The 14,421-nt window shown below is 48.8% G+C and carries 14 protein-coding genes; 11 read left to right on the top strand and 3 right to left on the bottom strand.

All coding sequences use genetic code 11. The features are described 5' to 3' along the window. Nucleotides 1–81 precede the first annotated feature (81 nt). The 8 genes from rpsP to tyrA all read left to right on the top strand — a co-directional run bounded on the left by rpsP (nucleotide 82) and on the right by tyrA (nucleotide 6,197). The gene (gene rpsP, locus VHA_RS03330) at nucleotides 82–330 is read left to right on the top strand and encodes a 30S ribosomal protein S16 (RefSeq protein ID WP_002540065.1); all 249 of its coding nucleotides are present in this window, start codon (nucleotides 82–84) and stop codon (nucleotides 328–330) included. 31 nt (nucleotides 331–361) lie between these two features. Continuing rightward, nucleotides 362–889, top strand: coding sequence for a ribosome maturation factor RimM (rimM, locus tag VHA_RS03325; protein WP_040528141.1), 528 nt, complete (start codon nucleotides 362–364; stop codon nucleotides 887–889). 37 nt (nucleotides 890–926) lie between these two features. Beyond that, nucleotides 927–1,682 carry a tRNA (guanosine(37)-N1)-methyltransferase TrmD gene (trmD, locus tag VHA_RS03320; RefSeq protein ID WP_005501823.1) on the top strand — a complete coding sequence of 252 codons (756 nt, stop codon included), beginning with the start codon at nucleotides 927–929 and terminating at the stop codon, nucleotides 1,680–1,682. 26 nt (nucleotides 1,683–1,708) lie between these two features. Further along, nucleotides 1,709–2,062: a 50S ribosomal protein L19 gene (gene rplS, locus VHA_RS03315; RefSeq protein ID WP_005501822.1), complete on the top strand. Its 354-nt coding sequence runs from the start codon at nucleotides 1,709–1,711 to the stop codon at nucleotides 2,060–2,062. Nucleotides 2,063–2,178: 116 nt separating this feature from the next. Continuing rightward, complete coding sequence (gene yjjG / locus VHA_RS03310; RefSeq protein ID WP_005501821.1) at nucleotides 2,179–2,853, top strand: pyrimidine 5'-nucleotidase; 675 nt, start codon at nucleotides 2,179–2,181, stop codon at nucleotides 2,851–2,853. Between the two features lie 192 nt (nucleotides 2,854–3,045). Then, nucleotides 3,046–3,627 (top strand): HdeD family acid-resistance protein, encoded by a 582-nt coding sequence (locus VHA_RS03305; protein ID WP_005501816.1) that lies wholly within the window; start codon nucleotides 3,046–3,048, stop codon nucleotides 3,625–3,627. A 360-nt stretch (nucleotides 3,628–3,987) separates the two neighbouring features. Beyond that, nucleotides 3,988–5,064, top strand: coding sequence for a 3-deoxy-7-phosphoheptulonate synthase (locus VHA_RS03300; RefSeq protein ID WP_005501815.1), 1,077 nt, complete (start codon nucleotides 3,988–3,990; stop codon nucleotides 5,062–5,064). 5 nt (nucleotides 5,065–5,069) lie between these two features. Next, the gene (gene tyrA, locus VHA_RS03295) at nucleotides 5,070–6,197 is read left to right on the top strand and encodes a bifunctional chorismate mutase/prephenate dehydrogenase (protein ID WP_005501814.1); all 1,128 of its coding nucleotides are present in this window, start codon (nucleotides 5,070–5,072) and stop codon (nucleotides 6,195–6,197) included. Between the two features lie 62 nt (nucleotides 6,198–6,259). Here the strand turns inward: tyrA and pheA are convergent, their stop codons facing one another. From pheA to bamD, 3 genes are all read right to left on the bottom strand, one after another. After that, entirely contained in the window at nucleotides 6,260–7,429 is a 1,170-nt protein-coding gene (gene pheA / locus VHA_RS03290) for a prephenate dehydratase (protein WP_005501812.1), read from the bottom strand. A 293-nt stretch (nucleotides 7,430–7,722) separates the two neighbouring features. Beyond that, entirely contained in the window at nucleotides 7,723–8,064 is a 342-nt protein-coding gene (gene hpf / locus VHA_RS03280; RefSeq protein WP_005501810.1) for a ribosome hibernation-promoting factor, HPF/YfiA family, read from the bottom strand. A gap of 367 nt (nucleotides 8,065–8,431) precedes the next feature. Next, on the bottom strand, nucleotides 8,432–9,163 hold the full coding sequence (bamD, locus tag VHA_RS03275; RefSeq protein ID WP_005501808.1) for an outer membrane protein assembly factor BamD: 732 nt from the start codon (nucleotides 9,161–9,163) through the stop codon (nucleotides 8,432–8,434). Nucleotides 9,164–9,359: 196 nt separating this feature from the next. Here bamD and rluD point away from each other — a divergent pair, with 196 nt between their 5' ends. From rluD to clpB, 3 genes are all read left to right on the top strand, one after another. Further along, nucleotides 9,360–10,337, top strand: coding sequence for a 23S rRNA pseudouridine(1911/1915/1917) synthase RluD (rluD, locus tag VHA_RS03270; RefSeq protein WP_005501807.1), 978 nt, complete (start codon nucleotides 9,360–9,362; stop codon nucleotides 10,335–10,337). 2 nt (nucleotides 10,338–10,339) lie between these two features. Further along, the gene (gene pgeF / locus VHA_RS03265) at nucleotides 10,340–11,077 is read left to right on the top strand and encodes a peptidoglycan editing factor PgeF (RefSeq protein WP_040528136.1); all 738 of its coding nucleotides are present in this window, start codon (nucleotides 10,340–10,342) and stop codon (nucleotides 11,075–11,077) included. A 109-nt stretch (nucleotides 11,078–11,186) separates the two neighbouring features. After that, nucleotides 11,187–13,760, top strand: coding sequence for an ATP-dependent chaperone ClpB (gene clpB, locus VHA_RS03260; protein WP_005501803.1), 2,574 nt, complete (start codon nucleotides 11,187–11,189; stop codon nucleotides 13,758–13,760). The last annotated feature ends 661 nt before the right edge of the window (nucleotides 13,761–14,421 follow it).

The following is a 14,421-nucleotide window of genomic DNA, read 5'->3' as shown; positions in this document are numbered from 1 at the left end:
TAAAATTCCGGAGCTTTATTTTGGCACGAGGCCCCGTATTAGCGCGGGGCCAATTTAATTTAGTAATGCAAAGAGGACGATATGGTAACCATTCGTTTGGCACGTCACGGCGCTAAAAAGCGTCCATTCTATCAAATCGTTGTTGCAGACAGCCGCCAAGCGCGCGACGGTCGCTTCATCGAAAAAGTAGGCTTCTTCAACCCAGTTGCACAGGGTCAAGAAGAAAAACTGCGCCTGGACCTGGACCGCGTTAACCACTGGGTTGGCGAAGGTGCAGCTGTTTCTGACCGCGTAGCTAAGCTGATCAAAGACGCGGCTAAAGCGGCTTAATTGATCAGTGTCAGGGTTGAAAGAAAAAGACATGAGTGAGCAAGAAAAGGTTGTAGTAGGCAAGCTAGGTGCTTCTTATGGCATCCGTGGCTGGCTCAAAGTTTTTTCTTACACTGAAAACGCTGAAAACATCTTTAGCTACTCACCTTGGTTTATCAAAGTGCGTGGCGAGTGGCAGGAATTCAGTCTTGAAGACTGGAAACGTCACAATCAGGGGTATGTCGGTAAATTGAAAGGTCTGGATCAGCGTGAAGACGCCCAGGCACTGACCAATGCCGAAATCGCGATCAACGCAGAAGTATTGCCTGAGCTGTCAGATGAAGAATTCTACTGGCGTGAGCTCTACGGAATGGAAGTGGCGACCACCAAAGGGTATAACCTTGGTAAAGTCACAGATATTCTGGAAACCGGCTCTAACGATGTGTTGGTGGTTCAAGCGAACCCTAAAGATGCTTTTGGCCAGAAGGAACGTTTAATACCGTTCCTCGATGGGCAAGTCATCAAGTCGATTGATCGCTCTGCTCAACGGATCGAAGTTGACTGGGATCCTGGATTTTAATTCCCCCAGTAACATGTAAAGCAATAGGAGCGGAAAAATGTGGGTTGGTATTATCAGCCTTTTTCCTGAAATGTTCCGTGCTGTTACTGAATTTGGGGTAACTGGCCAGGCGGTAAAAAAAGGCCTGCTCGAGGTAGAAACGTGGAATCCCCGCGATTTTACCCACGACAAACACCGGACGGTTGATGACCGCCCATATGGTGGAGGCCCGGGCATGTTGATGATGGTACAGCCTTTGCGCGATGCCATTCATTCTGCCAAGAAAGCCGCTGATGGCAAGGCGAAAGTGATTTACCTTTCACCTCAAGGCCGAAAGCTTGACCAAGCTGGGGTTGAGGAGCTGGCGCAGAACGAGAAGCTGATTCTTATCTGTGGACGCTACGAAGGGGTAGATGAGCGCATTATACAAACCGAAGTCGATGAAGAATGGTCTATCGGGGATTTTGTGCTCAGTGGTGGTGAACTGCCAGCCATGACTTTGGTTGACGCGGTTGCCCGGTTTGTGCCGGGTGTCCTCGGAGACTTGGCGTCGGCGGAAGAAGATTCTTTCGCCAATGGTTTGTTAGATTGTCCCCACTACACGCGTCCTGAGGTGTTGGACGGATTAGAGGTGCCTTCGGTACTGAAGTCCGGAAATCATAAGGTCATTCGCCGCTGGCGATTGAAACAATCGCTGGGCCGTACCTGGCTCAGAAGACCAGAGCTCCTGGAAAACCTAGCTCTGACTGACGAACAGGAATTACTGCTTGCTGAGTTCATCAATGAACACAGTCAAGTACCTAAAGATATTTAGTATCAGTTTATTCTAGGGTATAGAAAATGAGTAACATCATCAAAGCGCTCGAAGAAGAGCAACTAAAGAAAGACGTTCCTGAATTCAAAGTGGGTGACACTGTTGTTGTTCAGGTTAAAGTAAAAGAAGGTGAACGTACGCGTCTGCAGGCCTATGAAGGTGTTGTAATCGCAAAACGTAACCGTGGTCTACATTCTGCATTCACCGTACGTAAAGTATCAAACGGTGAAGGCGTTGAGCGTGTATTCCAAACTCACTCACCAGTTGTTGACAGCATTACTGTTAAACGCCGCGGTGCAGTACGTCGTGCCAAACTGTACTACCTGCGTGAGCGTTCTGGTAAGGCAGCTCGTATCAAAGAGCGTCTGGCTAAGAAATAATCGCTCCGGCGTTTATCTCCCGAAAGGGACAGAAAGCCCGCCTGTAAAGGTGGGCTTTTTCTTTTTTAAACAAGAGGGTGCATGCAATAATGTCAGCGTTACACAGGAGAGATAACGTGCAGTACGATTGGATTTTATTTGACGCTGATGAAACCTTGTTTTCCTTTGATGCCCTCGCGGGCCTCAAAACTATGTTCAACGAACTGGACGTGGATTTTACCGAGCAGGATTTTGCGGAGTATGAAGCTGTGAATAAGCCACTTTGGGTGAAATACCAGAATGGTGAAATCACCGCGAAACAACTTCAGGAAGAAAGGTTTATGGTGTGGGCAAACCGGTTGGATATCGCACCGGCTGAACTTAACCGCCGTTTCCTGAAGGCGATGGCGGATGTCTGTCAGCCATTAGAGGGAGTGCGCGAGATCCTGCCTCTGCTGGCACAAAAGGCAAAGCTTGGCATTATCACCAATGGTTTTGTACAGCTCCAACAAATCCGCCTTGAAAAAACCGGCCTGCGTGAATATTTCGAGTGGGTGGTGATTTCAGAGGAAGTCGGGGTGGCAAAGCCGGATGTGGCGATTTTCGAGCATGCTTTCCAGTTGATGGAATACCCTGACAAAGCGCGTATCCTGATGGTGGGTGACAATGCTGACTCTGATATCCGCGGGGGTATCAACGCGGGTATTGATACCTGCTGGCTAAATGTTGATGGCAAACCTTTACCTGAAGATATCGAGCCGACGTTTGTTGCAACCTCATGGGCAGAAATACATGCCCAGCTTCTTGGCTAACCGTCATGATGGCGGGTAACTTTCCCGCCATTTCTCAATTTCTTAGTATGCGTTTGCTTCCATAAATTCAGCATTTCATCCCCGGTTTCAAACTTAGGACACCGTTTCCCGCCAAGTCACGCTTCACTCTTTGCATATCAATGACTTCACTACGCGGTATTTCATTGAACAAAACGATAGAGGAGAGTGGCTATGGAATCATCTGAAACATTGCATAAACAACTGGCTGGTGCGCTTATCCGCCATTGGTGGGTATTACTGCTAAGGGGCATTATTTCCATCATTTTTGGCTTGATGCTTTGGACCCTGCCAACGGTAGCGTCGATAGAAACACTGGTCTTGGTCTTTGGGATCTTTGTCCTGGCTGATGGCTTACTTCAGAGCTGGACTGCTCTCATTGAGCGAAAAGATCGTGAAAACTGGATACTCCTTTTGCTCTGGGGTGTGGTGAGTGTTGTTGCCGGTATCCTGACATTCACCATGCCCGGGATCACAGCGATCGCATTGCTGTTTTATATCGCTATCTGGGCAATTACCAAAGGCGTGTTGGAAATTATTGCTGCGCTCCGTCTTCGCAAAGAGATCGCTGGGGAGTGGCTACTTATTCTGGGTGGCATCTTTTCCATTGTGTTTGGGGGATTTTTGATGGCTAACCCGGCTGCTGGCGCGGTGGCAATAATCTGGGTGATTGCTACCTATGCCTTTGTGTTTGGCGCTGTGTTTGTGGCGTTATCTTTGAAACTGAGAGGGCTGAAGCATACTGAGTCTCTTTGACGGTGGACAGAGTACCAACAGGTACTGAATGGTTGGTATAAAACAGCGATTAGCCGGTCGTTGGTGAACCGGGTGGTTCTAGACCCTCTAAGCTTGGATCGTAAAATAGAGAGGCATCATAGAAGACCGGCAAATCTGATTTCGTATACTTTACTTTACATATTTCTTTCCATAGAACGGTGTAATAAACTCTTATATCTAGACTTATTTTGGCTCTTTGTCTTTGAGTGTAATAAATAATTTACAATGTTGATTTTTCTTTACATGTTCTTGCAATCAGCTTTGAGGTTGTTATTGTATGGGCAGTTGCACGATAAATAACCATTTTACGTGCGAAAAATATTGTAGAGGAAATTTGTCATGGAAAGAGATCTGCTCACTAATATTCACATTCAGGACGAAACTGTTCTGATCACACCGGAGCAGTTACGTAAGAAGCTGCCTGTTAAGAAGGAGACGTTGGCCTTTATTTCCAGGGCTCGTCAGGAGATCGCAGACATTATCCATAAGAAAGATCACCGCCTGTTGGTGGTGTGTGGACCATGCTCGATTCACGACACCGACGCGGCGATTGAATATGCTAAAAAACTCAAAGTGCTTGCTGACCTTTTAAATGATCAAATTTATATCGTGATGCGTGTGTACTTTGAAAAGCCGCGTACAACCGTTGGCTGGAAAGGTTTGATTAACGATCCAAACCTGGATGGATCCTTTGATGTTGAAGCCGGCCTACACAAAGCGCGCGAACTGTTGATCACTCTGGCGGACATGGGGTTGCCATTGGCGACGGAAGCCTTGGATCCTATCAGTCCCCAGTATATTGGCGATTTGTTCAGCTGGGCGGCGATTGGTGCGCGTACTACGGAATCTCAAACCCACCGTGAGATGGCAAGTGGCCTGTCTATGCCAATTGGTTTTAAAAATGGCACAGATGGTAGTTTGTCCACGGCAATCAATGCGATGAAGGCCGCTGCATCTGGCCACCGTTTTATGGGTATAAACAAAGAAGGCCAGGTCGCATTGCTCACCACACAGGGAAATCCCGATGGTCATGTGATCCTGCGTGGCGGTAAGCAGACGAATTATGATTCTGTCTCCGTCGTCGAATGTGAAAATGAGATGAAAGAAGCAGGGCTTGAGGCGTCACTGATGGTAGACTGCAGCCATGCCAACTCTCGAAAAGATTTCCGTCGTCAGCCGCTTGTCGCCGAGGATGTTTTCCATCAAATCCGTGAAGGGAATCGCTCTATTATTGGTTTGATGATTGAAAGTAATATCAACGAAGGGAATCAGTCGGCTGATTTGCCGAGAGAAGAGATGGCCTACGGGGTGTCAATCACAGATGCGTGTATTGGTTGGCAGGATACGGAAAATCTGTTGCGCCGCGCCCATGATGAACTGACCCCTTTCCTGGAACAGCGTTTAAAAGGAAACTAAGCCTCATGGTTGCAGAGTTGACCCATCTTCGGGACCAGATTGACGACGTCGATAAGCAGATGGTCGAATTGCTTGCCCGCCGCTTGGCTCTGGTGGCGGAAGTGGGCGAGGTGAAAAGCAAACACGGTTTACCGATTTATGCACCTGACCGGGAGGCAGCGATGTTGGCTTCCCGCCGTGAAGAAGCCGCATCTAAAGGCGTTCCACCGGATCTGATTGAAGATATTTTGCGTCGGACCATGCGTGAGTCTTATGCCAGCGAAAATGATTCTGGCTTTAAATGCCTGAACCCTGATCTACGCTCTATCGTGGTGGTAGGTGGTAATGGTCAGCTGGGGCAAGTGTTCTGTAAGCTGTTCCGTCTCTCGGGCTATAACGTCAAAGTACTGGGATCGCAGGATTGGCATAAAGCCGATGAAATGCTGAGCGATGCTGGCATGGTGGTGATCACGGTGCCTATCAACAAAACCGATAGCGTGATCCGCTCTTTGAGTAAATTGCCGGATGACTGTCTGCTGGCTGATCTTACATCGATTAAAAGCGAGCCTCTGCAAGCGATGCTGGAATCTCATAAAGGTCCGGTTGTGGGATTGCATCCCATGTTTGGCCCGGATATTTCCAGCCTTGCTAAACAGGTGATTGTCTATTGTGATGGCCGTAACCCGGAAGCCTATCAGTGGCTGTTGGAGCAGTTCCGCATCTGGGGGGCGAGCCTGCATCGTATCAGTGCGATTGAGCACGATCAGGGCATGACGCTGATTCAGGCGCTACGCCACTTCACTTCCTTTGTTTATGGTCTTCATCTGGCAGAGGAAAATGCCAATCTGGAGCAGCTGACCGCACTCAGTTCGCCCATTTACCGTCTGGAATTGGCAATGGTGGGTAGGTTATTCGCACAGGATGCACAGCTTTATGGTGACATCATCATGTCATCAACCCAGAATATCGACATGATCAAACGCTTTCATGCGCGCTTTGGTGAAGCTATTAACTTACTGGATAAACAGGATAAAGAGGGGTTTATCACGGCGTTCAACCAGGTGGAAAACTGGTTTGGTGATTTTGCACCACGCTTTATGAAAGAGAGTCAGAATCTGCTGCGTCAGGCAAACGACACCGCTCATCGTGGGTAATCATTCTGACAAAAGAGAAGGAGCCGAATTGGCTCCTTCTCCGTTTCTGGTGTCGAATGCCTTTAAACATCGATTTCTGTCGGGGCGACATTTTCTATCGGGTAGGAGCCGAGCACCTTGATATAACGGGTGATCTTGGTGAGCTCTTCCAGCGCATTTTTCATCACATCAGTGCGCATGTTGCCTTCGACATCCACGTAGAACATTTCTTCCCATGGGTTCCCCAGCACGGGGCGGGATTCCAGTTTGGTCATGTTGATACCGTGGTTTCGAAGTACCAGCAAGCATTCCACCAATGAACCTGCAGTTTGGCCGGTTGACATAATAAAGGTGGTTTTGGCCGGGATAAGGGCGGTCACTTCCACCGGTTTTCTGGCAACCACGATAAAACGCGTGTGGTTTTCCTGCTGGTTGGCGATACCGAACTTCAGGGGCTTCAGACCATACAATTCACCACTGGAAGCATTACCGATTGCGGCCACATTGGGTTTGGCAATGGCGGCAACTTCTTTCATCGCTTCCGCTGTGCTCGAGCAATATTCCTGCTTGATGTCACCTAACGATCGCACAAACTCGCTGCATTGCTGGTGCGGCTGGGGGTGCGAGTAAAGCACATCAATTTTATCAATCTCTGTGTCTACCGCGGTCAGCAGGCAATGCTCGATCGGCTGGGTAATTTCGCCAACAATCGACAAGCGTGTATGTTGGAGCTGATCGTACACATCATTGATCGAGCCCGAACTGGTGTTTTCAATCGGAAGTACACCGTAATCGGCATTCCCGGTTTCCACCATCTCCAGCACGTCCTTAAAACTCTGGCACTGGATCTCAGCCAGTTTGGTGTGCTTGCGGGCAAAGAAGTTGCGGGCAGCAAGGTTGGAGTATGACCCTTTCCCGCCAAGAAATGAGACACGCGCAAGAGGCTGTTCATTTTCTGGGTTTGCCAAGCGTTGAAGGAATGCCTGTTGGTACAGTACAGAATCTTCAATGATGGTATGGAATATTTTGGTTACGTATTGAGGATCTAAATCATGGCTTTTACCATCTGCAACCAGCCTTTCCAAAAGTGCTTGCTCACGCTCGATATCACGAACCGGTTTTTGTGTCTGGATTTTACTCTTGGCTACTTCGAGGCTGAGTTTGCGCCGCTCGGCTAACAGCGACAGCAGTTCCTGGTCAATGCGGCTGACGTTAGTCCTTATTTCGTCCAGTGACAGTGTTGGTTTGCTCATTCCTTGTTCCTGCTTATTCTATTTAGCGCCCGGGAGTCTGGTGACTGACCCTGAAAAAAAGCCTCCCTACGTGAGGGAGGCTTCTCGGGAATCTTTCATTATCAATGTATGCCCTTACGCCCCACCTTATCAGAAATGGAAAAAGAAACGGGGGAAAGTGAAGCGGTTAAGCGTCATCAATATAGTATCTTGTTGGTTCGATTATTGTTCAACCATATTGTCACGGTGTTGTCATGTCAAGACGAATCAGCCCCGCACGGAGCGGGGCTGACTGATTTAATCTTCTGGCGTGATTAAAGTGCTTCAGATTCCTCCTCCGGCACTTCCACCTCTGCGTGACTTGCACGGCGCGCTTCGCCTTTGTGAACCTGTTTATTCAGCTGTTTCTCCAGTTTCTGGCCCACTTCATTGATGGCGGCATACATGTCTTCATGCTCTGCGGAGGCAATCAGTTTCGCACCGGGTACAGACACGTCTGCTTCGATTTTAAACTTATTGCCGGGTTCTTCACTGATCACAGCATGAGGATTAATGAGAGCGACTTGCCATTTCTCCAGCTTTTCAAACCGAGCAGTAATGCGATCGCGAATGGCTGCAGTGATGTCGATATTTTTACCAGTAATTTCTACTCTCATAAGGGTTTCCTCTTTTGCTTGCCCTTTGCTGGGCTCACTTTCAGATTACGTTTCTGGCGAGGAAATAATGTGATCATCATCACTTTTATGCTGCGAGTTTTTAGCGGTCGAATGAATTGTGATCCTGTGTTTAACTTCGATTTTAAATATCTGGAAAGTGCTTGAATCTTCGCTGATAAATATTGCAAGATGTGGAGGTTAAGGTCGCTAGCGAACATTGGACGTTAGGGGCACTGTTCGTGCCAGAAATGGTGTTGGTGAAGAATGCAGCAGTTCACAAAATCACCCGGACAGGAAATAATCTCACACCCTAAAAACCCAAAAGCAGCCAATGGCTGCTTTTTCTTTTTCCGCTCAAAAGGATTTTTTACGCATCAACGCTGTTTAGCTTCATCAACTCACGGATGCGTTGTGCGGGCTCTTCCAATTTCAGCGCTTCATAGGCTTTCAACATCATCGGCAATGATCGTTTCGCTGCGTTAGTATCCGGGAAATCACGCTGGATTTGTTGGCAGCGGTTGATGACGGCGACCCAAGCCTCACGGCGCACATAGAAATCTGCTGTCGCTAGTTCATAATCTGCCAAACGGTTTTTCAGGGCCACCAAACGCTTTGCAGCATCCGCGGCGTAGTCACTATCCGGGTATCTATCGAGTAGACGGCGAAAGTCGACGAAGGCACGGCGAACCGGTTCAGGATCGCGGTCTTCTCGCTCCATACTGAGCAAGTCATGGACGAGGCTTCTGTCTTGCGCCATGTTAGTCAGGCCGCGCATGTATAACACCCAGTCCATTTCAGGATGACCAGGATTCATGCGTATAAAGCGGTCAATCGTCGCTTCACCCAGTGCCAGATCATCATTTTTGTAATAGGCATAAATGAGGTCTAGCTGAACTTGTTCTGAATAGGCGCCAAACGGATAACGGGAGTCCAATGCTTCAAGTTTTTGGATTGCGGTGTTCCAGTTGCCTTCATTCAGGGAAACCTGCGCTTCCTGATACAGTTCAGACGGCGGGATATCAGGAACGATCTCTTCCTTGCCGGCACATCCTGCCAGCAAGGAAATGACAAGTAGAGAGGATAAAGTAAGACGTTTCATTACTAAGGGTGCTTCCTTGAAAGAATATTTTCAGCCTTTGCCATTACGGAGTCAGCTGCAAAAAGCTACAATGGCGCGATTATGGGCTATTCTACCCATCGACCAAATATAATACCAACTGGTTAACGTGACCAATCCCAAGGGCTTTATTCAATACCCTGTGGTATTAGTCTCATTGAGAATCAAAAAGTTCGTTATGGCACAGCAGTTAGAGTTAAACAGCACAGTAAATGAGAATCAACTGGGTCAGCGTCTGGATCAGGCACTGGCTGAGTTATTTCCAGATTATTCTCGATCACGCATCAAAGAATGGATTCTGGCCGACAAAGTAAGCGTCGATGGTGAGATCGTCAACAAGCCGCGTTTAAAAATGATGGGCGGTGAAGTCATCGTTGTTCAGGCAGAAATTGAAGATGAGCAACGTTTTGAAGCGCAAGACATCCCATTGAACATTGTTTATGAGGATGACGATATTATCGTGATCAATAAACCGCGTGATTTGGTGGTTCATCCCGGTGCGGGATGCCCTGACGGCACCGTGTTAAATGGCTTGCTTTATCACTATCCGGACATTGCGGAAGTGCCTCGTGCAGGCATTGTTCACCGTTTGGATAAAGACACCACAGGTTTGATGGTGGTGGCGAAAAATATTCCAACGCAAACACGTCTGGTACGTGCGCTGCAAAAGCGCAAGAAATTCACTCGTGAATACGAAGCTATTGCATTGGGGAACATGACCGGTGGCGGCATGATTGAAAAGCCGATTGGCCGTCATTCAACAAAACGCACCCACATGGCGGTACAGGAGCTGGGTAAACCTGCTATTACGCATTACCGTGTGGTTGAGCACTTCCGTGCCCACACCCGCCTGCGCCTGCGCTTGGAAACTGGCCGTACGCACCAGATTCGTGTTCATATGGCATACCTGAACCACCCTCTGGTGGGCGATCCACTCTACGGTGGCCGTCCGCGTCCGCCGCGTAATGCTGGAGATAAGCTAATCCAAACCTTACGCCAATTTGACCGTCAGGCGCTTCATGCTGCGATGTTACGTATCGAACATCCTACTACTAAAGAAGTGATGGAGTGGCATGCGCCTATCCCGGATGACATGGTAAACCTGACAGAAGTGTTGCGTGCAGACGTGCTGGAGCATGGCGGCGAGGACTACTGATCGTGGATTGGATTACGCCAAACTGGCTGGCGCCGACATGGATTAAGGCTGTGAGCACTACCCGGAAGGGAGGTGTCAGTCATGCCCCTTTTGACAGCTTGAACCTTGGGGATCATGTGGGTGATGACAAGGATCGAGTGGCGGCAAACCGCCAGATACTTATGGATACAATGTCGATGCCTACATCGCCAGCCTGGCTTAATCAAGTACACGGAACTGACGTGGTAACACTGCCTTTGCCCTCAGGTGCAGTTCCGGATGCGGATGCTTCTTTTACTGATGTTCATGGTCAGGTCTGTATTGTCATGACGGCAGATTGCCTGCCTGTGCTTTTCTGTAACGAGGAAGGTACGCAGGTCGCGGCTGCTCATGCAGGCTGGCGTGGTTTGGTAAATGGTGTGCTGGAGCAGACACTCAGTAAGTTTGATGAGCCGGGGAAAGTGATGGCTTGGTTAGGGCCGGCCATTGGACCGGATGCCTTTGAAGTCGGCAGTGAGGTACGTGAGCAGTTTATGGCGCATGATGCCAATGCCGTCGTGGCGTTTAAACCGCATAACGATCGTTGGCTGGCAGATATCTATTTGCTGGCAAGACAGCGTTTGATGGCCTCTGGCGTTACCCAAATCTATGGGGGTGAATATTGTACAGTGTCAGCGCCGGAAACATTTTTTTCTTACCGCAGGGAAAACCGTACAGGCCGTCAAGCCAGCTGTATATGGATCAGTACAGAATGTGGCTGACCACATAGATAAAATTTTCGCCAATCAACTTGAAATCAGCCATAGCCGCTCCCATTTTTTTGTTAAGTCATTCTTGAAGCAATTGTCGACGTAATTAAAGGGGGAGGCTATGCGCCTTGACCGATTTACCAGCAAATTCCAATTAGCCATTTCTGACGCTCAGTCATTGGCGTTAGGGCGCGATCACCAGTATATCGAGCCTGTTCACTTGATGGTGTCTCTTCTCAATCAGGACAGCAGTACCATCCGTCCATTGATGACGCTCCTGAATGTGGATCTGACCCAATTGCGCTCCAGCCTGAGCGAAATGCTCGACAGGTTGCCAAAAGTGACGGGCACCGGTGGTGATGTCCAGCTGTCTCACAGTATGGGCATGCTTTTCAACATGTGTGACAAGCTGTCGCAGAAGCGCAAAGACAAGTACATTTCTTCTGAGCTATTCATTCTGGCTGCCGTTGAAGAAAAAGGTGCGCTGGGCGAGCTGTTAAGAAGCCTTGGCCTGACTACCAAGAAAGTGGAAGATGCGATTGACAAAATACGTGGCGGCCAGGCCATTAACGATCCCAATGCGGAAGAAGCGCGTCAGGCACTGGAAAAGTTCACCATCGACCTGACCGAAAAAGCTGAGCAGGGCAAACTTGATCCGGTGATTGGCCGTGATGAAGAAATCCGCCGTACCGTACAAGTGCTTCAACGCCGCACCAAAAACAACCCCGTGATCATTGGTGAACCCGGTGTGGGTAAAACCGCCATTGTTGAAGGTCTGGCACAGCGCATCGTCAACGGTGAAGTGCCGGAAGGGCTGCGCAACAAGCGAGTGCTTTCTCTCGACATGGGGTCACTGGTTGCCGGTGCTAAGTACCGCGGTGAGTTTGAAGAGCGTCTGAAGTCTGTTCTGAATGAACTGGCAAAAGAAGAAGGCAACGTCATTCTGTTTATTGACGAAATCCACACCATGGTAGGGGCGGGTAAAGCAGAAGGTGCGATGGATGCAGGTAATATGCTCAAACCTGCGCTGGCGCGTGGCGAGCTTCACTGTGTCGGTGCGACCACCTTGGATGAATATCGCCAGTATGTAGAGAAAGATGCAGCCCTTGAGCGCCGTTTCCAGAAAGTGCTGGTGGATGAGCCAACGGTTGAAGATACCGTTGCTATCCTGCGTGGCCTTAAAGAACGTTATGAGCTTCATCACGCGGTGGAAATTACAGACCCGGCGATTGTGGCTGCGGCGAGCCTTTCCCATCGTTACATTTCTGACAGGCAACTGCCGGATAAAGCCATTGACCTGATTGATGAGGCGGCGTCGAGCATTCGTATGCAAATTGACTCCAAACCTGAGCAGCTTGATCGCCTCGAGCGTCGTTTAATTCAGCTCAAGATTGAGCAGCAGGCGCTGGCGAAAGAAAACGACGAAGCAAGTAAGAAACGTCTGGAAACCCTGCAAAGCGAAATCGACGAGAAAGAGCGTGAGTATGCGGAGCTGGAAGAAGTGTGGAATGCTGAGAAAGCGGCGCTTTCCGGTACCCAACATATCAAGAGTGCGCTTGAGCAGGCACGCACAGATTTGGAAATCGCCCGTCGTGCCGGTGATCTGAACCGCATGTCAGAGTTGCAGTATGGCCGTATCCCAGAGCTTGAGAAACAGCTCGATCTGGCAAGTCAGGCGGAAATGCAGGAAATGACACTGCTGAAAAACCGCGTGACAGATGCTGAGATTGCAGAAGTGCTGTCTCGTCAGACTGGTATTCCTGTTGCCAAGATGCTGGAAGGTGAAAAAGAAAAGCTGCTTCATATGGAAGATGAGCTTCACAGCCGTGTGATAGGACAAGAAGAAGCGGTGACCTCGGTAGCAAATGCTATTCGCCGCAGCCGTGCGGGTCTGGCCGATCCAAACCGTCCTATTGGTTCGTTCTTGTTCCTTGGCCCAACCGGGGTGGGTAAAACTGAGCTTTGCAAATCACTGGCAGAGTTTCTCTTCGACAGCAGCGATGCCATGGTGCGTATCGATATGTCTGAGTTTATGGAGAAACATTCAGTGGCAAGGCTGGTGGGAGCACCTCCGGGCTATGTGGGTTACGAGGAAGGAGGTTACCTGACCGAAGCTGTCCGTCGCCGTCCTTATTCCGTGATCCTGTTGGATGAAGTAGAGAAGGCGCATCCTGATGTCTTTAACCTCTTGCTGCAGGTTCTGGACGATGGACGCCTGACGGATGGACAGGGACGCACTGTTGATTTTCGTAATGCGGTAGTCATTATGACCTCCAACCTGGGTTCTGATCGTATCCAGGAGCACTTCGGTGAACTGGATTACAGTGGTATCAAAGCCATGGTAATGGATGTGGTGAGTAAGCATTTCCGTCCAGAGTTCATTAACCGCGTTGACGAGTCAGTGGTCTTTCACCCGCTCGGCCAGGAACATATCAAGTCAATTGCCAGTATCCAGTTGGCGCATTTGGCGAAGCGTATGGCTGAACGTGATTTGATACTGGAAGTCACTGACGAAGCGCTGACACTTATTGCGGATGCTGGCTTTGATCCGGTATATGGTGCTCGCCCACTGAAACGCGCTATTCAGCAAAGCGTTGAGAATCCATTGGCGCAGTCTATCCTGCGTGGTGAAGTAAAACCGAGCTTGCCAGTGAAACTCATCGTAGAAGATGAGCAAATCAAAGCTGTGCAATAAGCGTGTTTTATAGAACGTCTGTGAAAGAGGCCGTTTTGGCCTCTTTTCTTTTATATGACGGTAAGGGCTGAGCTTAATTTTAAAAGTTACCCACAGCTTTTTGTGATCTTGGTGTGTGTAAAATGTGTGGAAATGAGCTTTTTGCTCAAAATATGCTCGGGTGATGTTTTTTCTACAAAAAACTGCAAAAAAGCCCTTGCCAGATTTTTTCGCCTCCCTATAATGCCGCCTCACCGACACGGAGAGCGGCTTCCAACGCGGAATTACCCATCCAAACCGGTACGGCGAAGGCCTTAAAAACTGAGTCTAAATAAACGCTTGACGCGTTGAGGTAGATCAGTAAAATGGCCGCCCGCTTTGAAGGGAAAATCACCCCGAGAGGCAAGTCAACAAGGTGTTTTGAGGGTGCTAAAAGCAACACTGAAAAATCTCAAAATTTCTTCTTGACTTCATCGCCTGGCGGCGTAAAATTCGCAGCCCTGACGGTGAGAAGTAAAACTTCTTAAAGTCAATGTTCTTTAACAATTTGACCTATGCAATCTGTGTGGGCGCTCGTCATTGATAGACAAAAGATTTATCAACGAACTGAGTGACCAAACGAACTAACTTCGGTTAGTCGGCACAGTCAATTTATATCAGTATTCGTTGAGCCAAAACTTTA

Origin of the sequence: Grimontia hollisae CIP 101886, assembly GCF_000176515.1 — a bacterium.
Taxonomy (GTDB): domain Bacteria; phylum Pseudomonadota; class Gammaproteobacteria; order Enterobacterales; family Vibrionaceae; genus Enterovibrio; species Enterovibrio hollisae.
The sequence above is the reverse complement of the archived record's forward strand: the minus strand, read 5'-3'. Positions and strand labels throughout refer to the sequence as shown.

Excerpts from the sequence above, each read along its gene's own strand:
- rpsP (WP_002540065.1), top strand. The coding sequence starts at position 82 with ATGGTAACCATTCGTTTGGCACGTCACGGCGCTAAAAAGCGTCCATTC.
- rimM (WP_040528141.1), top strand. The coding sequence starts at position 362 with ATGAGTGAGCAAGAAAAGGTTGTAGTAGGCAAGCTAGGTGCTTCTTAT.
- trmD (WP_005501823.1), top strand. The coding sequence starts at position 927 with ATGTGGGTTGGTATTATCAGCCTTTTTCCTGAAATGTTCCGTGCTGTT.
- rplS (WP_005501822.1), top strand. The coding sequence starts at position 1,709 with ATGAGTAACATCATCAAAGCGCTCGAAGAAGAGCAACTAAAGAAAGAC.
- VHA_RS03305 (WP_005501816.1), top strand. The coding sequence starts at position 3,046 with ATGGAATCATCTGAAACATTGCATAAACAACTGGCTGGTGCGCTTATC.
- VHA_RS03300 (WP_005501815.1), top strand. The coding sequence starts at position 3,988 with ATGGAAAGAGATCTGCTCACTAATATTCACATTCAGGACGAAACTGTT.
- tyrA (WP_005501814.1), top strand. The coding sequence starts at position 5,070 with ATGGTTGCAGAGTTGACCCATCTTCGGGACCAGATTGACGACGTCGAT.
- pheA (WP_005501812.1), bottom strand. The coding sequence starts at position 7,429 with ATGAGCAAACCAACACTGTCACTGGACGAAATAAGGACTAACGTCAGC.
- hpf (WP_005501810.1), bottom strand. The coding sequence starts at position 8,064 with ATGAGAGTAGAAATTACTGGTAAAAATATCGACATCACTGCAGCCATT.
- bamD (WP_005501808.1), bottom strand. The coding sequence starts at position 9,163 with ATGAAACGTCTTACTTTATCCTCTCTACTTGTCATTTCCTTGCTGGCA.
- rluD (WP_005501807.1), top strand. The coding sequence starts at position 9,360 with ATGGCACAGCAGTTAGAGTTAAACAGCACAGTAAATGAGAATCAACTG.
- clpB (WP_005501803.1), top strand. The coding sequence starts at position 11,187 with ATGCGCCTTGACCGATTTACCAGCAAATTCCAATTAGCCATTTCTGAC.